Source organism: Bacillus cytotoxicus NVH 391-98 (assembly GCF_000017425.1).
GTDB lineage: Bacteria > Bacillota > Bacilli > Bacillales > Bacillaceae_G > Bacillus_A > Bacillus_A cytotoxicus.
The window spans coordinates 2,725,210-2,747,827 of record NC_009674.1 but is presented as its reverse complement, the minus strand read 5'-3'; the positions used below and the strand labels follow the sequence as shown (position 1 = coordinate 2,747,827).

Sequence of the window (22,618 nt, the reverse complement as noted above, 5' to 3'; positions counted from 1 at the left end):
TTTCACAAAAGTAAGAATACAACTATATTTTCATTCTTGATTTTATTTTGATTGCCATTATATCCTCTTCGCTCTTATAATAGAGAAGGATTAAAAAGACACTAGGAGTTGGACATGTTGAAAAAACGACAAGATTTACGTAATATAGCAATTATTGCCCACGTTGACCATGGTAAAACAACACTTGTTGACCAGTTATTACGTCAAGCGGGAACGTTCCGTGCAAATGAGCATGTAGAAGAACGTGCAATGGATTCGAATGATTTAGAGAGAGAACGCGGTATTACGATTTTAGCGAAAAATACAGCGATTCACTATGGAGATAAACGAATTAACATTTTAGATACACCTGGACACGCTGATTTCGGTGGTGAAGTAGAACGAATCATGCGAATGGTTGATGGTGTTTTACTTGTTGTTGATGCATATGAAGGTTGTATGCCACAAACACGATTTGTATTAAAGAAAGCACTTGAACAAAACTTAACGCCAATCGTTGTTGTAAACAAAATTGATCGCGACTTTGCTCGTCCGGAAGAAGTTGTTGATGAAGTATTAGATTTATTCATTGAGCTAGGTGCAAATGAAGATCAATTAGAGTTTCCGGTTGTATTCGCTTCAGCGATGAACGGAACAGCAAGCTTGGATCCAAATCCAGCAAATCAAGAAGAGAATATGAAGTCATTATTTGAAACAATTATCAATCATATTCCGGCACCAATCGATAATAGCGATGAGCCATTGCAATTCCAAGTAGCTCTTCTTGACTATAATGATTATGTAGGCCGTATCGGAGTTGGGCGTGTATTCCGCGGTACAATGAAAGTAGGACAGCAAGTTGCTTTAATGAAAGTGGACGGAAGTGTGAAGCAATTCCGCGTAACAAAAATCTTTGGTTACATGGGATTAAAACGTCAAGAAATTGAAGAAGCAAAAGCCGGCGATTTAGTAGCTGTTTCTGGTATGGAAGACATTAACGTTGGGGAAACAGTATGTCCGATTGACCATCAAGAAGCTCTACCTTTATTGCGCATTGATGAGCCGACATTACAAATGACGTTCCTTGTAAATAATAGCCCATTTGCAGGTCGTGAAGGGAAATATATTACATCTCGTAAAATCGAAGAGCGTCTTCGCTCGCAATTAGAAACAGATGTAAGTTTACGTGTAGAGAATACAGACTCTCCTGATGCATGGATTGTATCTGGCCGTGGGGAATTACATTTGTCAATCTTAATTGAAAATATGCGTCGTGAAGGCTATGAATTACAAGTATCAAAACCAGAAGTAATTATTAAAGAAATCGATGGTGTGAGATGTGAGCCTGTAGAGCGCGTGCAAATCGATGTACCAGAAGAATATACTGGTTCCATTATGGAATCTATGGGAGCTCGCAAAGGCGAAATGTTAGATATGGTGAATAACGGAAATGGTCAAGTTCGTCTAACATTTATGGTGCCAGCACGTGGATTAATTGGTTATACAACAGAATTCTTAACGTTAACACGTGGTTATGGTATTTTGAACCACACATTTGACAGCTATCAACCAGTACATGCTGGACAAGTTGGTGGACGTCGTCAAGGTGTTCTTGTTTCACTTGAAACAGGGAAAGCATCACAATATGGTATTATGCAAGTTGAAGATCGCGGTGTCATCTTCGTTGAACCTGGTACAGAAGTATATACAGGTATGATTGTTGGAGAGCATACACGTGAAAATGATTTAACGGTTAACATTGTAAAAATGAAGCAACAAACTAATATTCGTTCTGCAACAAAAGACCAAACTTCAACAATGAAAAAACCACGCATTATGACATTAGAAGAATCATTAGAGTATTTAAATGATGATGAGTATTGTGAAGTAACGCCAGAATCTATTCGTTTGCGCAAAAAAATTCTAGATAAAAATGAACGTGAAAAAGCTGCGAAGAGAAAAAAATCTGTAGAAGCTTAAGAGAAGGAGCTGTCTTTTCAAAAGACGGCTCTTTTTTTAAAGGTTTTATTTTTTGAAAATTTACTCTTTTAGGTGGACAGTATTTTTGTTGCAAGGTACTCTTATAGTAGGTAGTAGAACATATAATAAAAAACAGAAGAACGCGATTTTTGTTGTTAGTAGGGGGAGAAAAGAGGATGCTTGAGAAAATGTCTTTTTTTGCAAATCTATATCAAGTAGATACGAATCCTAAAGTGGGAATGTGGATGCTTTACGGTACTATTATCGTTTTAAGTGCCATTGTTTATCATTTAGGGTTTGCGAGGAAATTATCGGTATTAAAAAATATTGTTATTTATGCTTCGTTAGCGATTGGATGCACCGTTCTCACATTTTTTGCTGTTTTCTTACCAGTTGGAGAAGGACTTGTTGTAGCGGCACTTGTATTAGGAATTTATAAGCTGCGCCTGCGACAAGCAAAACAACAAAAAGCAAGTTAAGCAAGAGGAGGGGGAGCTCATGCATTCTATACAAGATGCATTATACAACTGGTTAACAATCAAAACAGTTGTTGAAGCACGACCAGATGATATAGCTGCGCAAGAAACCTATGAGCTATTTCACAACATAGTATACGAAGATTATCAATTAAAGAATGTAAAAGTAGAAAAAAGAGAAGAAATGTATATAGTTACGTATGAAAAAGAGCAAGAAATGGGGTATGTGAGGTTTCTGTTAGAATCAATCGATTGTTTTATAGACCAGATAAAGTGAAACTTTAACTAGTGGGGGGCTCTTCATCCCCCCGCTGATCATGAATTTTCACCAATCGGACTGTTACTGCCCTAAAGTAGCGGGATAAATTGGGAACCAGAGAAATATAAATAAGCCCTTATCTGAATGATTAAGGACTTATTTATATTACCACTCATCTTCTACTGTTTTATCTTGGTATAAATGAAACTTTCCGGTTGCGTGACGTTTCATTGTACGTTCTGCAATACGTTCTGTACATTCTGGACACAGATATGTATGAATTGGGCGGTTACGAAGCTTTTTAGCCAAAGGATTTTCATCATCTAGCTTATCTTTCTTATCGCAAATCATGCATTTGACTCTCATTTCGTCACCTCAATACAAGTTCTATCGATATAAGTATATCATGTAAGTTCAATGTTTTTGAGATATAGAGGAAAAAAATAATATTTTCGCAATTCTAAAAATAAGTTATCATAAAGATAAGAAAAACTTGGAGGTGGAAATATGGCGAATGTAGTAGAGCTTAAATTATCAGAATCTTTAATACGAATTTTACGTAGAGAGAATATTGTTACAGTTGCTACAGTTGATTTTGAAAAAAAGATTCCTAATGTAAGTGCTATTTCATGGGTATATGCAATGAGTGAAGAAAGTATTCGTTTTGCTGTTGATCAGCGCTCGCGTATTGTGGAAAATTTGCGTCACAATACAGGAATTGTATTAACAATCATGGCGAATGAATCCGTATTTTCCATAAGCGGCGAAGCAAAGTTTATAACTGAAAAGATGGAAGGAATTCCATTGAAATTAACAGTGATAGAGGTAGCGATACAAGAGGTTCGTGATGTGATGTTTTATGGGGCAAGACTTGCTACTGAACCAACTTTTGAGAAGACATATGATTTACGAGCGGCTAAAAAATTAGATAATCAAGTGCTGACGGGTATGAAAGAATTATAAAGGTGATTATATGTACTTCAGCGAGTGAATAGGTAACTTTTGTCTTCTTATAGGTTATAAATTTTGATTTGTTTTCTAAATTGAAGAGGAAGAAAAATTAAATTTATATGAATTTCGATTCTACCTCGTTTATACGGTACATATAATTATAACAATGGTTCGTCCATATTATGGATGAAACCCTTGTTCTACAAACTTAAAAGTGGAGTCAGGGGGTAACAGGTTGGATAAAATCTACGTGTTAGATACGAATGTACTTTTACAAGATCCGTTATCTATTTTTTCTTTTGAAACAAATGAAGTAGTGATTCCAGCAGTTGTATTAGAAGAGGTTGATTCGAAAAAACGCTATATGGATGAAGTTGGACGAAATGCTCGCTATGTATCTAAGTTAATTGATAAATTTCGTGAGCTTGGAAAATTATATGACAGTATTCCTCTTGAAAATGGAGGAACATTTCGGATTGAGTTAAATCATCGTTCATTTGTTCAACTGCAAGATATTTTTGTAGAAAAAACAAATGATAATCGCATTTTAGCAGTGGCAAAAAATTTATCATTAGAAGAGCAAGAAAAAGAGAATGGAAAGCCGGTTATTTTAGTCAGTAAGGATGTCCTTGTCAGAGTAAAGGCGGATGCCTTAGGGCTGCAAGCTGAAGATTATTTAAGCGATCGAGTTATTGAAGTGGAGAATATATATTCAGGTTTTTTAGAAGGTTACATATCAAAAGTACAATTGGATTATTTTTATGAAAAAGGAGAACTTCCTTTATCGGAAATTGCGAATCATCCGTTTTATCCCAATCAGTTTATTGTGATGAAAGATGCGCTTGGTGGATCAAGCTCTGCACTTGGCATTGTAGATAGTTCAGGGAAAAAAGTGAAAAAGTTAGTGTTTCATAATGAACAAGTTTGGGGAATACGTCCGCGCAATGTACAACAAATTATGGGGTTAGAATTGTTGTTGCGAGAAGATATTCCGTTAGTTACTTTAACAGGAAAAGCGGGGACAGGGAAAACATTGCTTGCTTTAGCTGCTGGGCTTATGCAAACAGAAGATTTAGGATTGTATAAAAAGCTCCTTGTAGCAAGGCCTATTGTTCCTGTGGGGAAAGATATCGGTTATTTGCCAGGTGAAAAAGAGGAAAAGTTGAGACCGTGGATGCAACCGATTTTTGATAATCTTGAATATTTATTCAATACAAAAAAGCCAGGAGAATTAGATGCTATATTAGCCGGTATGGGCTCAATTGAAGTAGAGGCACTGACGTATATAAGAGGAAGAAGTATTCCAGATCAATTTATTATTATCGATGAAGCGCAAAACTTAACAAAGCATGAAGTGAAGACGATTTTAACAAGGGTAGGAGAAAAGAGTAAGATCGTATTAATGGGAGACCCGCAGCAAATTGACCATCCTTATTTAGATGAATATAATAATGGTTTAACATATGTGGTTGAGAAACTGAAGGAACAAAAAATTAGCGGTCATGTGAAGTTTGTGAAAGGTGAGCGGTCTAATTTAGCTCAATTAGCAGCGGATTTATTGTAAAAAGGAGTAGGGGATTATCCCTACTCCTTTTTGTCAAAACAGGAAAGAATCACTTGTGATGGAATACAGAGTATTACTCATATAATTATGAATTTCCGGATATTTCGAATGGGATTATTTTGATTCGAGCCATCTCCAAAATAAAGATGAACAGGCCCGTCTTCTCTCAGTGGTTTCCCATCTTTTGAAAAACCAAGAATGGCATCTTTTGCTTGTTCTAGCGGCAATGTAATTTCATCATGAAGTGTTTCTATTTTTATCTTCGTCACACCGTTCATAACTTCCGCGTTTTTAAGAAAAGGTTGAAATGGCATTCCGAAAGTTCCTGTAATAAGTTTTTCCTTTTTAAATTTTTTGACGCTTTTTTGAATTGGTGGGAAAGCTGCTCCATCACGAATCTCTCGATCCCAATGTTCAGAAGTATGCTTTAAATATGTTTCTAATTCAGATGTTTCTTGTTGTGGTTCATGAAAGTAAGTTGTTAAGTCTACTTTTCGATCATCAAAGATCCAAACGCTTGGATCAATCGTAAGTGGAAAACGAACTTTTCCACTAATAAACAAAATTTCGCTCATTGTTGTTCCCCCATTTGTATTATACTCCCACTTTTCAGTATAATAGGATTAGACAAGGATGTCACAAAAAATGTTTCTATTGCAATTTGTCAAAACTATCGCTAATATTAATAGATAGGATAGGAGAGTAGGACGGAAACGGAGGGAATCAATTTGGCGTCTGAGACAGTAACAAATCATCAGGAAAAGGCACTTGCCCTTCTACAAGCGGATGCGGAGAAGATTTTAAGACTTATTAAGGTACAAATGGACCACCTTACGATGCCGCAGTGTCCATTATATGAAGAAGTGCTAGATACACAAATGTTTGGTTTATCCCGTGAGGTTGACTTTGCGGTTCGTCTTGATCTTATTTCTGAAGAACAAGGAAAAGAGATGTTAGGAGAGCTTGAACGGGAATTATCAGCACTTCATGAAGCATTTACAAATAAAAAATGATGACGGGTTCAAATAAAGGGGCTCAAACTGAATCAGTTTGAGCTTTTTATTTGTCTATAAAGCAGGAAGACAATATACACATATGGAATACAACAATAATTAAAATGAAAATAGAAAGAGGAAATGAAATGAAAAAAATATGGAAAAGAATGGACTATTCATTATTACTTCCTCTTATTATTTTATGTGTATTGGGAGTTATAATGGTATACAGTGCTAGCTCCATCGTTGCGATTATGAAGAATAAACCAGCGAACTTCTTTTTTAATAAACAATTATTCATTTTAGCTATTGGAGGAATCGTCTTCGTTTTTATTTCGATTATTCCGTATAGACTTTGGAGAAAAAGAATTATTGTCGTATTAATGGGTTTAGGAAGTATAGGATTATTAGCAGCGGCTTACGTTTTTGGTAAAGAGGTAAACGGTGCAAGAGGCTGGATATTAGGAATACAGCCGGCAGAATTCGTGAAAATATTCGTTATTATTTTATTAGCTCGTTTTTTTGCAAAGAAACAAGAGACGGATACGCCGGTTTTTCAAGGTTCCGCACTTACATTGTTTGTTGTTGGTTTGATCATGTTTATTATTTTAAAGCAAAATGATTTAGGAACTGATATATTAATTGTGGGCATGGTAGGAAGTATGTTCCTTTGCTCAGGCGTTCGCATTAACATATGGATAAAACGACTTGCATTAACCTCCATCGTTTGGATTCCTGCTCTGTATTTTATAGGGAATCATATGCTTAGCGAATACCAAAAAGCTCGTTTTGCTGTGTTTCTTGATCCATTTGCAGATCCACAAGGGGATGGATTTCAGCTCATAAATTCCTATGTTGCCATTGCTTCAGGAGGTCTACATGGTAAGGGGCTAAGTAATAGTATACAAAAATATGGGTATTTACCAGAACCACAAACAGACTTTATTATGGCAATCATATCTGAGGAACTTGGTTTTATCGGGGTAGCGATTGTTTTAATTAGTTTGTTACTTATTATCATTCGCGCATTTCGAATTGCACAAAAATGTAAAGATCCTTTTGGTAGTTTAATTGCAATTGGACTTGCTAGTTTAATTGGTGTTCAAACGTTTGTTAATGTTGGTGGTATGTCGGGCGTAATCCCGCTTACTGGTGTACCTTTACCATTTGTCAGTTACGGTGGTAGTTCTTTAACGGCGAATTTAATTGCAATGGGCATATTATGTAATATAAGTAGCCATGTGAAACAGCAAGAGAAACAACGAAGTGAAGTGGAATCAGAAAGAGAGAAAAGAGAACCGCATCTTGTTGTGGTGAAGTAGAGTGAAAGAATCATGAGTATTACAACATTATAATTTCCAGAAAAGAGGTTGTCCTAAAAGTCATATTTTTAGGGTAACCTCTTTTATTATAAGTAAAAGTGTTATGCTTTTTGTTTTTAAACAATAAAAGTATGTCGTTTTTATTTAAATGTGTTATACAAAAAGGGTGTTACAATATGGAAAGGTATGCTATACTATTTTTATGAAACAAATTGATTAGAAAACTTATCATTTGTTGAAAAATAAGGTATGATGTATAAAAATAAAGTAAAACTTTCTAGATATAGATTGAAAAAGAAAGTGAAGAACTTCACGCTCTTTAAGGTGTATATCTATGTAATCTCTAGAGTGGTAGGAAAGTAGAGGGGAAAATTATGACAAAGCTGCAACGCATTAAAAAAGTATTGGTAGCTAACCGTGGAGAAATTGCAATTCGTGTATTTAGAGCTTGTGCAGAGCTTGGTTTAAGTACAGTTGCAATTTATTCAAAAGAAGATAGCCGTTCTTATCATCGATATAAAGCGGATGAATCTTATTTAGTGGGGGAAGGCAAGAAACCGATTGATGCTTACTTGGATATTGAAGGGATTATTGAAATTGCCAAAAATAACAATGTAGATGCGATTCATCCTGGTTATGGCTTCTTATCAGAAAATATTCAATTTGCAAAACGCTGTGAAGAAGAGGGAATCATTTTTATTGGGCCGAAGAGCAAACATCTAGATATGTTTGGGGATAAGGTAAAAGCAAGAACACAGGCGCAATTAGCAAATATTCCAGTTATTCCTGGTAGCGACGGACCTGTGGATTCATTAGAAGACGTTGAAGAATTTGCGACAAAATATGGGTATCCAATTATGATTAAAGCTTCCCTTGGTGGTGGCGGTAGAGGTATGCGTATTGTTCGTAATCATAATGAGCTGGAAGACTCATATAATCGAGCAAAGTCAGAAGCAAAAGCAGCTTTTGGTAACGATGAAGTATATGTTGAAAAATTTGTTGAAAAGCCTAAGCATATAGAAGTACAAATATTAGCAGATGAAGAAGGAAATGTCGTTCATTTATATGAGCGAGATTGCTCTGTACAACGTCGTCATCAAAAAGTGGTTGAAATTGCACCAAGTGTGTCACTTTCGGATGACCTGCGCCATCGTATTTGTGAGGCGGCAGTGAAGTTAACAAAAAATGTGAATTATTTAAATGCTGGTACGGTGGAATTTCTTGTGAAAGGTGATGATTTTTACTTCATCGAAGTAAATCCACGTGTACAAGTAGAACATACGATTACAGAGATGGTTACAGGAATTGATATCGTACAATCACAAATTTTAATTGCAGATGGCCACACTTTACATAGCGAGATTATGAGCATACCAAAACAAGAAGATATCATCATTCATGGTTATGCTATCCAATCACGTGTAACAACAGAAGATCCGCTCAATAACTTTATGCCTGATACAGGAAAAATTATGGCATACCGTTCAGGGGGAGGATTCGGTGTTCGTCTTGACACAGGTAATAGCTTTCAAGGGGCAGTTATTACGCCGTACTATGATTCATTACTTGTAAAAGTGACAACTTGGGCACTTACATTTGAACAAGCTGCTGCAAAAATGGAGCGTAACTTAAAAGAATTCCGTATTCGTGGTATTAAAACAAATATTCCATTCTTAGAGAATGTAGTGAAGCATAAAAATTTCTTATCAGGAGAATATGACACATCATTTATAGATGCATCACCTGAATTATTTGTATTCCCGAAACGTAAAGACCGTGGTACAAAAATGTTAAGCTATATCGGGACAGTAACGGTAAATGGTTTCCCAGGAGTAGGAAAAAAAGAAAAGCCGATTTTCCCAGATGCACGTATACCAAATGTAAAACATTATGAACCAATCCAAACAGGTACAAAACAAATTTTAGATAAGCATGGGGCAGATGGCCTTGTAAAATGGGTACAAGATCAAAAACGTGTATTGTTAACAGATACAACATTCCGTGATGCCCATCAATCTCTATTAGCAACGCGTGTTCGTACGAAGGATTTAATGCAAATTGCTGAGCCGACGGCGAGAATGTTACCAAATTTATTCTCTACAGAGATGTGGGGAGGAGCTACATTTGATGTGGCATACCGTTTCTTGAAAGAAGATCCATGGGAACGATTACTGCAACTTCGTGAAAGTATGCCGAATGTATTATTCCAAATGTTACTTCGTTCAGCAAATGCAGTGGGTTACAAAAACTATCCCGATAATCTCATTCAAAAGTTTGTAGAATGTTCCGCGCAAGCTGGTATTGATGTTTTCCGCATATTTGATAGTTTAAACTGGGTTGAAGGTATGAGCATTGCTATTAATGCTGTACGAGATAGCGGTAAGATTGCGGAAGCAACAATGTGCTATACAGGGGATATTCATGACCCAATGCGCAGTAAATACGATTTACAATACTATAAAGACTTAGCAAAAGAACTAGAAGCATCTGGTGCTCATATTTTAGGTATTAAAGATATGGCTGGCTTATTAAAGCCAAATGCGGCTTATGACCTCGTTTCAGCTTTAAAAGACACAGTATCAATTCCAATTCACCTTCATACACATGATACGAGTGGAAATGGTATCTTAACGTATACGAAAGCAATTGAAGCTGGTGTTGATATTGTCGATGTAGCAGTAAGCTCTATGGCAGGCTTAACGTCACAGCCAAGTGTAAATACGTTATACTACGCATTAGGTGGAAATGAAAGACAACCAGATGTCAATATTCAATCGTTAGAAAAACTTTCTCATTACTGGGAAGATATACGAAAATATTATGCTCCGTTTGAAAGTGGTATGAATGCTCCACATACTGAGGTATATATGCATGAAATGCCAGGCGGTCAGTATAGTAACTTGCAACAACAAGCGAAAGCAGTTGGATTAGGAGATCGTTTCGATGAAGTAAAAGTGATGTATCGCCGCGTGAATGATATGTTCGGAGATATTGTAAAGGTAACACCGTCATCAAAAGTTGTTGGGGATATGGCATTGTTTATGGTACAAAACCATCTGACAGAACAAGACATTTTTGAACGTGGTCATGCTTTAGATTTCCCAAGCTCAGTTGTTGAGATGTTCTCTGGTGACCTTGGACAGCCATATGGTGGTTTTCCAAAAGAATTACAAAAAATTATCTTAAAAGGAAAAGAGCCGTTAACTGTAAGACCAGGTGAATTATTAGAACCCGTGGACTTTGAAGCTTTAAAAGAAGAGTTATTCCATAAGCTAGGACGCGAAGTAACAATTTTTGATGTTGTCGCATATGCGTTATATCCAAAAGTATTTATGGATTATGAGAAGGTTGCAGGGCTTTATGGAGATGTATCTGTGCTGGATACTCCAACATTCTTCCATGGTATGAGACTTGGAGAAGAAATCGGTGTTGAAATTGAACGAGGTAAAACATTGATGGTGAAATTAGTTTCAATTGGAGAACCACAACCAGATGGAACGCGTGTACTTTACTTTGAATTTAATGGACAACCTCGTGAAATTGTTGTGAAGGATGAAAGTATTAAGGCGACAGTTGCACAACGAGTGAAAGGAAATCGCGAGAATCCAAATCACATTAGTGCAACAATGCCAGGGACAGTTATTAAAGTTGTTGTGAATGAAGGCGATGAAGTCAAAAAAGGTGATTCCATGGCAATTACAGAAGCAATGAAAATGGAAACAACTGTTCAAGCGCCGTTTAATGGAAAAGTGAAGAAAGTGTACGTGAAAGATGGAGATGCAATTCAAACAGGAGATTTATTAATTGAACTGGAACAATAATGATAAAAACAACTACAAGTCAGTTGAATTTTTCTAACATGGATTCGTCGTTGTAAATAATAAACATAAAGAAAACGAGCTGCGATAAAGCAGCTCGTTTTCTTTATGAAAAGAATCGTTTGTTTTCTGTTGATGTCGTTTGTTTTGCATTTACTTTACTTCTTGTTCCCAACATGACTAAATAACATAATACAGCAAAGAGACATGAAATAAAGAGAGAGTGTAGTAATGCCATTGTAAGACTAGCGTTTGTATATACAACTAAAATTCCTACGATCGCTTGAAGTGTAACAAGGATGAATGAAGTAATCCATCCAAGGTATACTACTCGTTCCTGTTTATAATGACGAATAGCGAGAATCATTGCATATACGATCCAAGCAAATAGTAAGATTGCAGCAACACGATGCCCCATTTGCACCCATTCATGTAATTGAGTCGGCCATGGTCGATTTTTGCTACAAAGCGGAAATTCTGGACATGCTAAGCTTGCACGTTCATGACGTACAAGAGCTCCTGTATAGACAACAAGATAGCTGTAAATTGTTACACCATAAATATGGAATTTCATCTTTTTGTCCATAATAAGAGAACGTGCATCAAATTTTTTATCGATTTCAAAAATGAGACAAGCTAATAAAATAACAGAGGCAAACGAAATTAAGGAAATACCAAAATGAATAGCTAGTACAGCAGGGACTTGTCCCCAAACGACAGCTGCTGCGCCCATTAATGCTTGTGCAACTAAAAACACAAAAGATAAAATAGCAAGCGGTTTTGTTTCGCGCACATGCTTATAATATTTCCAAGATAAAATACAAAGGAGTGTAACGAGAATTCCTGCCGATCCGGATGTTAAACGGTGACTTAGCTCAATAATCGTTTCCATTGATAGATTAGATGGAACAAGTTCACCGTTACAAAGTGGCCACGACTTACCGCATCCTTGACCAGAATCAGTTTTTGTAACTAATGCTCCTCCTAGTAGAACACCTAATAGGTCTAGGCTTGTAATGACTGCTAACCATTTAATAAAGCGTTGCAATCTTTTTCACCATCTTTCTGTTATGAAGTTATTGTGAAATATTTTCATTCTGATTGCGTTTGGAGGGCCAAACGCATTACAGTCCTAATAATATATAAAAACTAATAAAATAGCAAAGACATGAAGAGATAGAATAAAACGCGTTCAAAAAGAAAAAACGGATAAAAAATACATATTTTAGTGAAAAATACTTTTATTATGAAAAGAAATAGAGAGAATGCATGCTAAATATGACAAAATAGTTTATTATAGAGAATAGTATCATGTTATGATAGGGATGAATCGGAAAAAGTTTTTAAATATTCGACACAAAAAGTTCATGTTTTCTTCACAAAATGTTTGGAAAATATGATTTAATATATGGGAGTATGAGCGTAGAGTAGCAGTGGAATGAGTTAACAATATTTCTATTGTAATAATATAGCCATATAGAAGCGCGCTGCTTTAGAGAGTCTAAGCATAGAAGAAGGACGAATGTTTTAAGAGGGGGTTGAAATGATGAACCATGCAACAAGTGAGCTGCATGATGAGTCAGCTGTAACAGATGTACCGGAGACAACGCGTGTACAAGATTTATTAGCGCTCGTTAAAATGGGGATTGTCAATTCAAATACATTAACTGTATTTACTGGATTTTGGTTAGCGCTACATTTTAATGGGTTGAATGCTTTAGAGCATTTAGATAAAATGTTCTTTACAATCGTAGGTTCCGCACTCATTATGGCTGGGTCATGTAGCTTAAATAACTATATTGATCGCGATATTGATCACTTAATGGAACGGACAAAAAACCGTCCGACGGTAACAGGAAAATATAAACCTGGATTTGTATTAACGCTAGGTGTTACTTTATTGCTTCTTGGATTTGTATTTTTGTTGTTGACAACAGCGATGGCAGCACTTATAGGTTTTATTGGTGCTTTCACATATGTTGTTTTATATTCTTTGTGGACAAAAAGAGCATATACGCTAAATACAGTGGTAGGTAGCGTATCTGGAGCGGTTCCACCTTTAATTGGTTGGGCGGCAATTCATCCTAGCTTAGATCATCCAATTGCTTGGATGTTATTCTTGATTATGTTTATTTGGCAAATCCCACATTTCCTCGCTTTGGCGATGAAGCGTGTTGATGAATATCGAAACGCAGGAATTCCAATGCTTCCGGTTGTTCATGGATTTGATATTACAAAACGCCAAATTATGATTTGGACAGTATGTTTATTACCATTACCATTTTATATGAGTGGGCTTGGCATAACATTTATGATAATTGCAACATTGCTTAACATCGGATGGATTGTTTTGGGATTCTATGGATTCCGTAAGAAAGATGACATCAAATGGTCCGTTCAAATGTTTGTCTACTCCTTGAATTATTTGACAATCTTATTTGTGTCAATGATTGTAGTTACATTCTTCTAAGACAACGACACGAGTGGATTTCTTTACGTTGAGATTTACTTTACTTATTATAAAGTATAATCTAATTCACAAAGAAAGTGGGGGTTGTTTGTATGAAGAAACAGTGGCGACTGTTTTCGTTCGTTTCACTGATGGCTTTACTGTTAGGGGGATGCGGTAAAGCCTTTCAATCTACTTTAATTCCACAAGGTGAAGTAGCGAAAATGCAATATGATTTACTGTTGTTAGCAAGTGCAATTATGGTAGGTGTAGTATTGGTAGTTACTATTATTTTCTTGTATGTAATTGTGCGTTTCCGACAAAGGAAAGGGCAGGAGGATTACATTCCACAGCAAGTTGAAGGAAATCACAAACTAGAGATTATCTGGACGGTTATTCCGATTCTACTTTTATTGATATTAGCTGTTCCAACGGTTACATATACATTCAAACTTGCTGATGTAAGTGCAATGGAGAAAAAGAATATCGATAAAGATACAATCGTTGTTGATGTAACAGCGAATCTTTATTGGTGGGAATTTTCTTATAAATCAGAAAAGATAGTGACTTCTCAAGATTTAGTTATCCCCACAGGTAAGAAGGTCTATTTAAATTTGAAAGGTGCCGACATTAAGCATTCGTTCTGGGTTCCATCATTAGCTGGAAAAATGGATACGAATACAGATAATGTAAATAAAATGTGGTTAAAAGCAGATAAAGCGGGCACTTATAATGGATTTTGTACAGAATTTTGTGGTCCATCACATTCATTAATGCAATTTAAAGTTAAAGCTGTTAATGAAAGCGAGTACAAAAATTGGATTGCTGATATGAAGAAAATTGATGGCAAAAAAGAAGTAGCTTCTACAAAAGAGCAAGAAGGTAAAGAAATATTTGATAAAAGCTGTATTGGTTGTCATGCAGTTGGATCAAATGATAGTAGACCACCTTCTGCACGTATCGCACCAAACCTAGCAAACTTCGCTGATCGCGATATGGTTGCCGGCATTGCCGAAAACAATGATGAAAATGTGAAGAAATGGCTGAAGGATCCTGAAAATATGAAGCCGGGAAATAAAATGACTGGCAAATATGGCAATTTAACGGATGCCCAAGTTGATGCATTAAATGCATATTTGAAGACGTTAAAAGTTGAGAAATAATAGGGATTATTATTTGCGAAGGGGAGGTTGAAGACGTGAGTTCTGTAGCAAAAAAACAGGGGATGGGTGCTGTTATATGGGATTATTTAACGACAGTAGACCATAAAAAAATTGCCATTCTCTATTTAATTGCAGGTGGATTATTTTTTATCATCGGCGGAATAGAAGCACTATTTATCCGTCTACAACTAGCAATTCCAAACAATGCTTTTCTTGTTGGAGATGCTTATAATCAAGTATTAACAATGCACGGTACAACAATGATTTTCCTCGCAGCTATGCCGCTTGTGTTTGCATTTATGAATGCTGCTGTGCCGCTTCAAATTGGAGCGCGTGATGTAGCATTTCCATTTTTAAACTCACTTGGATTTTGGTTATTTTTCTTTGGAGGCGTATTTTTAAACTTAAGTTGGTTTTTAGGAGGAGCTCCCGATGCAGGGTGGACATCGTATGCATCGTTATCGCTAGCTTCGAAAGGACATGGTATTGATTTTTATGTATTGGGATTGCAAATATCAGGTCTCGGTACGCTAATTGGTGGTATTAATTTTCTTGTTACTATTATTAATATGCGTGCACCAGGAATGACGTATATGCGAATGCCGATGTTTACATGGACAACATTTGTCACATCTTCACTGATTTTATTCGCTTTCCCACCGTTAACAGTTGGATTAGGATTACTTATGTTAGATCGTTTATTTGGTACAAGTTTTTTCAACCCAGCTTTGGGCGGGAATACGATTATATGGGAGCACTTATTCTGGATCTTTGGGCACCCAGAAGTGTACATTCTTATACTTCCAGCTTTCGGAATATTCTCAGAAATCTTCGCGACCTTTTCCAAAAAACGATTATTCGGATATTCATCGATGGTATTTGCAACAGTCTTAATTGGATTTTTAGGATTTATGGTATGGGCGCACCATATGTTTACAGTTGGTCTCGGCCCTGTTGCTAATGCTATCTTTTCTGTCGCGACGATGGCAATTGCAGTACCGACGGGAATTAAAATTTTTAACTGGCTCTTTACAATGTGGGGAGGAAGTATTCGTTTTACAACACCGATGATGTGGGCTGTTGGTTTTATTCCATCATTTGTAATGGGCGGTGTAACAGGGGTTATGCTTGCTTCTGCGCCAGCTGATTATCAGTTCCATGATAACTATTTCGTTGTAGCGCATTTTCACTACGTAATCGTTGGAGGCGTTGTGTTTGGTTTATTGGCAGGAGCGCATTATTATTGGCCTCTTATGTTTAACAAAGTATTGAATGAAGCATTGGGGAAAGTTACATTTTGGTTATTCTTTATCGGTTTCCATTTAACGTTCTTTATTCAACATTTCCTTGGGTTAATTGGTATGCCGCGCCGTTATTACACGTATTTACCAGGTCAAGGATTAGAAATGGGGAACTTAATTAGTTCGGTTGGATCTGCGTTTATGGGACTTGGAACAATAGTTCTTTTATATAACATTGTGAAAACGACAGTGTCTAAAGAACAAGCAGGGCGTGACCCATGGGATGGTCGCACGCTAGAGTGGACAATGCCTGCTCCTACGCCAGAATATAACTTTAAGCAACTACCGTTTGTCCGTGGATTAGATCCTTTTTGGATTGAGAAACGTGATGGGAATAAAGCGATGACACCAGCAGAGCCTATTGGTAACATTCATATGCCAAACGCTTCATTTTCACCATTTGTCATATCGCTTGGCTTATTTATAGCAGCATTTGGCGCAATGTATATGCAAGGTGGAAAAGATAAGTTTTGGCTCTTGGTAGCAATTATTGGGCTTATCATTACATTTGGTACAATGTTCTTCCGATCTATAATTGATGATCATGGTTATCATATTCATAAAGAAGACTTGGATGATAAGGGAGGCACGGCATAATGCATGTAGAGGGAAAATTAACGAATGAAACATTTCCAGCAGAGCCTGAAAAAGCAACCCTCGAAGGAAAAAATAAGTTTGTCGGATTTTGGCTGTTCCTTGGAGGCGAAACAGTATTGTTCGCTTCCTTGTTTGGAACATACTTAGCATTAAAAAATTCGACAAACGGCGGTCCTTCTTCGCAAGAAATGTTTCAAATGCCACTTGTGTTTATTATGACAATGCTTCTATTAACAAGTAGCTTAACGAGTGTATATGCAATGTATCATATGAAGAATTTTCATTTTAAACAAATGCAGCTTTGGTTACTTGTTACAGTGCTATTAGGTTTAGGGTTTCTAGGGTTTGAAATTTATGAATTTTATCATTATGCGCACGAATTTAAGCATACTATGAGAAGTAGTGCATTTGGTTCAGCTTTTTATGCGTTAGTTGGTACACATGGATTACACGTATTATTTGGACTATGCTGGATTTTAACTTTGATTTTTCGCAATGCGAAACGTGGTTTAAATTTATATAATGCCCCAAAGTTTTATGTTGCATCTATTTATTGGCACTTTATTGATGTAGTTTGGGTGTTTATTTTCACTGTAGTATATTTGATGGGAATGGTGGGATAAACAATGGCGACAAAGCAAACAAATACAAATAATTCAAAGGTAGATCTCGTTTATCGTAGAAGAAAAAGTGCAGAGGAAATGAAACATCAAGTTATTACATTTGGATTAATGATTTTTTTGACAATTGTAGCATTTGTAGCAGTAGCGTATCCAAAGACATTTAGTCCCATTTTCTCTGTCCCGTTTATTTTATTATTAGCGGTCGTTCAAGTAATCTTTCAATTGTATTATTTTATGCACATGAGTCATAAAGGACATGAAGCAGCTTCGTTCTTTCTATACTCTGGATTGTTAATAGGGCTATTAACGATTTTGGCCTTCATGACAATTGTGTGGATATAAGAAAACATGAGAGGAGGGCCTTTGGATTACTATGGTCCTCCTTTTTTATGAAGCGACTACATTTTTTGAAAGGTGGGTGTAAATCATGAGTAACTTGTGGATATTTGGTTTTCAAGCATTATGGAGTCCGATTTTTTTCATGTTTATGCTTTCCATTCTCATCTCTTACTTTTTCATCATTGGGCCGTATAGAACACGATTTGAACATGCAGAAAAGGTTAGTAAAAAGCAGATATTTTATTTTACGTCAGGAATTATTCTTCTATATATTGTAAAGGGAGGGCCAATTGATTTAATAGGACATATTATTTTCAGTGCTCATATGCTCGAAATGGCAGTGATGTATATCGCGGTACCCCCATTATTATTATTAGGAATACCAGTTTGGTTATATAGCTATATTACATCTTTTAAAGCGATTCAAGTTATTTTAAAGTTATTTGCGAAACCATTGATTGCTTTATTTGTATTTAATGGCTTGTTTTCTTTTTATCATTTGCCACTTGTATTTGATGCGGTAAAGCAAAGTCAAGTAGCACACCCCATTGTTTTAGCAATATTGTTTTTTACATCGATCATGATGTGGTGGCCAATGTTAAATCCATTGCCAGAGCAACAATCATTAAGTGATATAAAAAAATTAGGATATATGTTTGCTAACGGTATTTTATTAACGCCAGCTTGTGCATTAATTATTTTTGCAAGTGAGCCATTATTTGCGACCTATACAGATTCAAGCGCTTGGATGAAAGCGATGGAACTTTGTGTACCAGCAGGGACATTGAGCGATTTAAATATCACAGGTCCAGAGTTTTTGCATTGGCTGCCTGTAGTACAAGATCAGCAAACAGGTGGAATCATTATGAAAATTGTTCAGGAAATCGTGTATGGTACAATGATTGGATATGTATTTTTTAAATGGGCTCGTAAAGAAAGGGAAAAGGATAAAGAGCAATTACAAGCAGTTCCGCCATATTTGCAAACAAAATAAACAGAATAGAGAAAGTTTTCGGGAGAACAAATAAAACAGGCGCATATCTGTATAGAGGCGCCTGTTTTATTTAAGCTGCCTGTAAAAGTCTTATTCGTGAGGAATGAAGAAAACTCCTACTGATGAAAGTGTTACCTTATTCAACTATTTGAAATTCTTTTAGTTCTTTTTCAATATTTTGAAGAATTTGTTCACTTTTTTGAATAACATTTGTAGGGAAATTTTCATCTGTACCATACTCAACCCCATGTGGATAATAATGTTTTCCCAACAGTGGGGAAAGCAATTTGATCTGTGCGTGTCGCCTTCCAATATCTCCCTCGACTGCGATACCTTGTACTCTTAAATAATATACATCTTTTAATATCTCGAATTTATAATCATATGTAACCCTCTCATAATCCCATTGTCCTGCCAGCACGAAATGGTGATTTTTCATAATTTCTGTAAGAAGTGTAAAGTCAATTACTGTTCCAATGAGTTTTGAATTTGCGAATTGCATGGAATCCCTCCTTATAAAATAGTAGATATCAATTTTATAATAGTATGAAAAATTAGAAAACGCAATTCGTATTGGGAGAAAAGAGAGAATCACAACTTTTTTCATCAAAATATGGTATAGTGAAAGAGTACGGTACACACAAAAGGGAAAGACTAGTAAGGCATTTGTGTATATCTCAACTTTATGTTTGCCCAGGAGGTATATCGTTTGAAGAAATTATTGCGTATCGTAATGATTACGATTTTTATTTTAGCTATTGATCTGTACGGGAAATTACTCGTTTCACAATATATATTAAGCCCTTCTCATTATAAGCAAGAACAAAAACTCGTAAAGAAAAAGAAGCAGGTAACTGAGGGAGAGGCACAAACGATTGCTGATTTTTTAGGAAGAGATGCTGAGAATTTACTAGCCAAGTGGGGGGAACCATCTCGGATTGAGCCTTCTGCATATGGGTATGAATGGTGGGTATATAATCAAGATTTATCACAGTATGTTCAATTTGGACTTGCTGAACATAAAGTTGTAACAGCTTATGTAGCTGGAGATCAAGTTGATGTGACCCCATTTCGTATGAATGAAAAATATGAAGAAGCATATAAAAAGAAGCCATTTTCTCATGAGATTTCTTTGAAAAAAGGAAGGAATAGTTATCAATTTGAATTGTCTGATACTGAAATAATGGAACAGCCACTTATTTCAATTGAAAAAGATAGTTGGGCACAATTGTATTTTGATCACTTTACGCATGAGCTTGTTGGGATTCGGTATATGGATGATGATATATTACTACGTCAAAGACCGTATCAACTTGTATATTCCGGTGAATTAATGCCAGAACAACCGATGTCCCCAGAGAAAATGTCACAAGTAGAGCATGGAAATATGCAGCAAATTTTAGATTTAACAAATATTATTCGAGAACGTCATCGGTTACCTTTATTAACATGGGATCAACAAACGGCCGATGTTGCACTTGGACACAGCAAAGATATGAAGGAAAATAATTATTTTTCACATGATTCGCCGAAATATGGCACATTAGGAGATCGATTACAGCGAGGACAAGTTGCTTTCCAATTAGCTGGTGAAAATATAGCAGCTCAACATAGCGATGGCATTGCTGCGCTGCAAGGCTGGTTGAATAGTGAGGGTCACCGGAAAAATTTGCTGAATGAGCAGTTTACTGGACTTGGTGTTGGTGTATATGACAAGTTTTATACGCAAAATTTTATAAGAAGATAAAAAGGTGCATGAATCGTTTAAAAATAGGCGAACCATGCGCCTTTTTTTTCTTACAATATAGTAGATATATATGAAGAGGTGAGGATTATGCCAACGACAAAAAGAGCGTTACATCCTTCTGTTCAACAATTTAAAGAGTTTGTCAATCATCATCCTAAAATGGTTCATGACGTTCGCAGTGGTCAAAAAACATGGCAACAATTTTATGAAGAATGGTATTTACTAGGGGAAAAAGATGAAATATGGAAACAGTATCAAGCGGATGGTGAACAAGTATCTTCTCCTGCACAAGAAAGTAAAGAGGAAAGAACATCAGATTTAATGGAGCAAATGCTTTCTTTTTTCAAAAAATTAAATGTAGAAGAGATGCAACAACACTTAACAAATGTAACGAGTGCAATCGGAAGTGTTCAACAAGTTATTCAACAATTTAAAGAGAATCGTACAAAACCAGAGCAAAGAAATTCTGAAAATAATCCGTTTTTCTTTCAAAAAGACTAGGGGGAAAAGAGGATGAGAGCAGAACTTATGGAATTTATAAAAGCGAATGAAGATTTAGAACGCTATATTCGAGAAGCGCCGTATTGGTATCGTAAACTGTCGCGCAATCCAGATGAAAAGGAAGCTTTTGAGCTTGCTGCTTTACAACATTTCAAAAAAACGATACCGGATAAAGTAGAAAAGTTTCAAAATCAATTAGCAGTGGCTTCCATTATGATTGATATGTTTCAATACATGGCTCAGCAAAATGCAACATAATGGGAAGGAAAAACTATGTCCGTCATGTAAAACTTTTGTTACAATAGAAAGGTATTATTGAAAAAAGGAGTTACAGCATGACGGAAATTTGTTTAGTACGACATGGACAAACTGATTGGAACTTTCAAGAAATTATTCAAGGGCGTGAAGATATTCCGCTAAATGAAGTTGGGAAAAAGCAAGCGAGTCAAAGTGCTGCTGCTTTACAATTAGAGACATGGGATGTCATTATTAGTAGTCCTTTGATTCGAGCTCAGGAAACAGCGCAAGCAATTGGAGAAGCGGTAGGAATACATTCCATTATATTGGATGAGCGCTTTGTTGAACGGAATTTTGGAGAAGCTTCTGGGAAGCCAGTTGCGACAGTGAGAGAACAGATTGCAATCGGAAACGTAGAAGGTATGGAAACGGATGAAGAGATTGTAAATCGCTGTTTTACAGCACTACAAGATGTTGCAAAAAAGCATGCGGGAAAGCGCATTATCATTGTGGCACATTCACATGCGATTAAAGCGATTTTGCATGCGATTTTGCCAGAAGAAATTACATTTAAAACACCTTTGAAAAACGCTTGTATCAATTATGTAAAAGAAGATCAAGGAAAATGGGAAGTTTTAAAATATAACATTGCCGAGCACATTTGCGTGTAAGGAGGAGAAGGAGTAGTTCTATTGCTACTATGTTATATATAAATGAGACGGCCAGATTAGTAGTTCTGCTGTAAAATGTGTTATGATAGATACTTGGAGGTGTCTCTCATGATTGTAGCGACGCTAGAAAGCGTATTAATTTTAGATAAGGCAGAACAACTGGCACAGGCAGTTGTTTATTCAGATATAGCAGAGAACTATCGAAAGTGTTTCAAGGACTTACAGGAGGATTCGGAAGCACAGGAGCTCATTCGTCAGTTTGCGGCGATGAAAGAGCGTTATGAGGAAGTTAGAAGATTTGGCAAGTATCACCCGGATTATGCTTTTGTTTCGAAAAAGATGCGAGAGTTAAAGCGATCTGTAGATTTGCATGATAAGATTGCGGCTTTTAAAAAAGCGGAAAGTAATTTGCAAAAATTACTAGATGAAGTGAGCGTAGTAATCGGCTCGGAAATTTCATCTTCGATTAAAGTTCCTACCGGGAATCCGTTTTTTGATGCAGGTGGTTGCGGAGGCGGTTGTGGCTCCGGAGGTAGTTGTGGCTGTAAAAAAACGGGGTAATATGCCCCGTTTTTGAAATGTAGAAGAAGAAGAAGAATAGGATCGAATCTATGGCGTGCTATAATGTCGAAAATTTCTGATTTATGTTAGT

23 protein-coding genes are annotated in these 22,618 nt (G+C 36.3%); 19 read left to right on the top strand and 4 right to left on the bottom strand.

The features are described 5' to 3' along the window. Positions 1 to 114 precede the first annotated feature (114 nt). From typA to BCER98_RS13440, 3 genes are all read left to right on the top strand, one after another. Positions 115 to 1,959 carry a translational GTPase TypA gene (typA, locus tag BCER98_RS13450; protein ID WP_012095107.1) on the top strand — a complete coding sequence of 615 codons (1,845 nt, stop codon included), beginning with the start codon at positions 115 to 117 and terminating at the stop codon, positions 1,957 to 1,959. A gap of 176 nt (positions 1,960 to 2,135) precedes the next feature. Next, positions 2,136 to 2,438, top strand: a complete 303-nt coding sequence (locus BCER98_RS13445) for a YlaH-like family protein (protein WP_012095105.1) — start codon at positions 2,136 to 2,138, stop codon at positions 2,436 to 2,438. A gap of 19 nt (positions 2,439 to 2,457) precedes the next feature. Beyond that, the gene (locus BCER98_RS13440; protein WP_012095104.1) at positions 2,458 to 2,712 is read left to right on the top strand and encodes a hypothetical protein; all 255 of its coding nucleotides are present in this window, start codon (positions 2,458 to 2,460) and stop codon (positions 2,710 to 2,712) included. A 147-nt stretch (positions 2,713 to 2,859) separates the two neighbouring features. Here BCER98_RS13440 and BCER98_RS13435 read toward each other — a convergent pair whose 3' ends face one another. After that, positions 2,860 to 3,060, bottom strand: coding sequence for a YlaI family protein (locus tag BCER98_RS13435; RefSeq protein WP_012095103.1), 201 nt, complete (start codon positions 3,058 to 3,060; stop codon positions 2,860 to 2,862). Between the two features lie 141 nt (positions 3,061 to 3,201). Here BCER98_RS13435 and BCER98_RS13430 point away from each other — a divergent pair, with 141 nt between their 5' ends. Both BCER98_RS13430 and BCER98_RS13425 read left to right on the top strand, forming a co-directional pair. Continuing rightward, the gene (locus BCER98_RS13430) at positions 3,202 to 3,657 is read left to right on the top strand and encodes a pyridoxamine 5'-phosphate oxidase family protein (RefSeq protein ID WP_012095102.1); all 456 of its coding nucleotides are present in this window, start codon (positions 3,202 to 3,204) and stop codon (positions 3,655 to 3,657) included. A 223-nt stretch (positions 3,658 to 3,880) separates the two neighbouring features. Beyond that, on the top strand, positions 3,881 to 5,209 hold the full coding sequence (locus BCER98_RS13425; RefSeq protein WP_012095101.1) for a PhoH family protein: 1,329 nt from the start codon (positions 3,881 to 3,883) through the stop codon (positions 5,207 to 5,209). Positions 5,210 to 5,286: 77 nt separating this feature from the next. Here BCER98_RS13425 and BCER98_RS13420 read toward each other — a convergent pair whose 3' ends face one another. Next, positions 5,287 to 5,784: a hypothetical protein gene (locus BCER98_RS13420; protein ID WP_012095100.1), complete on the bottom strand. Its 498-nt coding sequence runs from the start codon at positions 5,782 to 5,784 to the stop codon at positions 5,287 to 5,289. Positions 5,785 to 5,937: 153 nt separating this feature from the next. Between BCER98_RS13420 and BCER98_RS13415 the strand changes: the two genes are divergently transcribed. The 3 genes from BCER98_RS13415 to pyc all read left to right on the top strand — a co-directional run bounded on the left by BCER98_RS13415 (position 5,938) and on the right by pyc (position 11,347). Beyond that, positions 5,938 to 6,222 carry a YlaN family protein gene (locus BCER98_RS13415; RefSeq protein ID WP_012095099.1) on the top strand — a complete coding sequence of 95 codons (285 nt, stop codon included), beginning with the start codon at positions 5,938 to 5,940 and terminating at the stop codon, positions 6,220 to 6,222. A gap of 128 nt (positions 6,223 to 6,350) precedes the next feature. Next, entirely contained in the window at positions 6,351 to 7,526 is a 1,176-nt protein-coding gene (locus BCER98_RS13410) for an FtsW/RodA/SpoVE family cell cycle protein (protein WP_012095098.1), read from the top strand. Positions 7,527 to 7,900: 374 nt separating this feature from the next. Continuing rightward, complete coding sequence (gene pyc / locus BCER98_RS13405; RefSeq protein ID WP_012095097.1) at positions 7,901 to 11,347, top strand: pyruvate carboxylase; 3,447 nt, start codon at positions 7,901 to 7,903, stop codon at positions 11,345 to 11,347. Positions 11,348 to 11,450: 103 nt separating this feature from the next. Here the strand turns inward: pyc and BCER98_RS13400 are convergent, their stop codons facing one another. Beyond that, positions 11,451 to 12,392 carry a COX15/CtaA family protein gene (locus BCER98_RS13400; protein ID WP_012095096.1) on the bottom strand — a complete coding sequence of 314 codons (942 nt, stop codon included), beginning with the start codon at positions 12,390 to 12,392 and terminating at the stop codon, positions 11,451 to 11,453. A gap of 498 nt (positions 12,393 to 12,890) precedes the next feature. On the opposite strand from BCER98_RS13400, the gene cyoE reads away from it, so the two are divergent. From cyoE to ctaG, 6 genes are all read left to right on the top strand, one after another. Beyond that, positions 12,891 to 13,814 carry a heme o synthase gene (gene cyoE / locus BCER98_RS13395; protein ID WP_041809950.1) on the top strand — a complete coding sequence of 308 codons (924 nt, stop codon included), beginning with the start codon at positions 12,891 to 12,893 and terminating at the stop codon, positions 13,812 to 13,814. 92 nt (positions 13,815 to 13,906) lie between these two features. Continuing rightward, positions 13,907 to 14,956 carry a cytochrome c oxidase subunit II gene (gene coxB / locus BCER98_RS13390; RefSeq protein WP_012095094.1) on the top strand — a complete coding sequence of 350 codons (1,050 nt, stop codon included), beginning with the start codon at positions 13,907 to 13,909 and terminating at the stop codon, positions 14,954 to 14,956. 62 nt (positions 14,957 to 15,018) lie between these two features. After that, complete coding sequence (gene ctaD / locus BCER98_RS13385; protein WP_176371946.1) at positions 15,019 to 16,854, top strand: cytochrome c oxidase subunit I; 1,836 nt, start codon at positions 15,019 to 15,021, stop codon at positions 16,852 to 16,854. Beyond that, a complete protein-coding gene (gene ctaE, locus BCER98_RS13380) occupies positions 16,854 to 17,477 on the top strand; it encodes a cytochrome c oxidase subunit III (protein WP_012095092.1) in 624 nt (207 codons plus the stop codon). The genes ctaD and ctaE overlap by 1 nt, the downstream gene beginning before the upstream one ends. Before the next feature lie 3 nt (positions 17,478 to 17,480). Then, on the top strand, positions 17,481 to 17,819 hold the full coding sequence (gene ctaF, locus BCER98_RS13375; protein ID WP_012095091.1) for a cytochrome c oxidase subunit IVB: 339 nt from the start codon (positions 17,481 to 17,483) through the stop codon (positions 17,817 to 17,819). An 85-nt stretch (positions 17,820 to 17,904) separates the two neighbouring features. Beyond that, positions 17,905 to 18,810, top strand: coding sequence for a cytochrome c oxidase assembly factor CtaG (ctaG, locus tag BCER98_RS13370; protein ID WP_012095090.1), 906 nt, complete (start codon positions 17,905 to 17,907; stop codon positions 18,808 to 18,810). Between the two features lie 136 nt (positions 18,811 to 18,946). On the opposite strand, the gene BCER98_RS13365 is transcribed toward ctaG, so the two are convergent. Next, on the bottom strand, positions 18,947 to 19,312 hold the full coding sequence (locus tag BCER98_RS13365) for a YugN family protein (RefSeq protein WP_012095089.1): 366 nt from the start codon (positions 19,310 to 19,312) through the stop codon (positions 18,947 to 18,949). Between the two features lie 207 nt (positions 19,313 to 19,519). Between BCER98_RS13365 and BCER98_RS13360 the strand changes: the two genes are divergently transcribed. The 5 genes from BCER98_RS13360 (at position 19,520) to BCER98_RS13340 (ending at position 22,527) form a co-directional block, all read left to right on the top strand. After that, entirely contained in the window at positions 19,520 to 20,557 is a 1,038-nt protein-coding gene (locus tag BCER98_RS13360) for a CAP domain-containing protein (RefSeq protein WP_041809947.1), read from the top strand. 87 nt (positions 20,558 to 20,644) lie between these two features. After that, a complete protein-coding gene (locus BCER98_RS13355) occupies positions 20,645 to 21,058 on the top strand; it encodes a YlbD family protein (RefSeq protein ID WP_012095087.1) in 414 nt (137 codons plus the stop codon). Positions 21,059 to 21,070: 12 nt separating this feature from the next. Continuing rightward, positions 21,071 to 21,316, top strand: a complete 246-nt coding sequence (locus BCER98_RS13350; protein WP_012095086.1) for a YlbE-like family protein — start codon at positions 21,071 to 21,073, stop codon at positions 21,314 to 21,316. A 77-nt stretch (positions 21,317 to 21,393) separates the two neighbouring features. After that, a complete protein-coding gene (locus tag BCER98_RS13345; RefSeq protein WP_012095085.1) occupies positions 21,394 to 21,966 on the top strand; it encodes a histidine phosphatase family protein in 573 nt (190 codons plus the stop codon). Between the two features lie 108 nt (positions 21,967 to 22,074). Then, on the top strand, positions 22,075 to 22,527 hold the full coding sequence (locus BCER98_RS13340; RefSeq protein WP_012095084.1) for a YlbF family regulator: 453 nt from the start codon (positions 22,075 to 22,077) through the stop codon (positions 22,525 to 22,527). Positions 22,528 to 22,618: the final 91 nt, after the last annotated feature.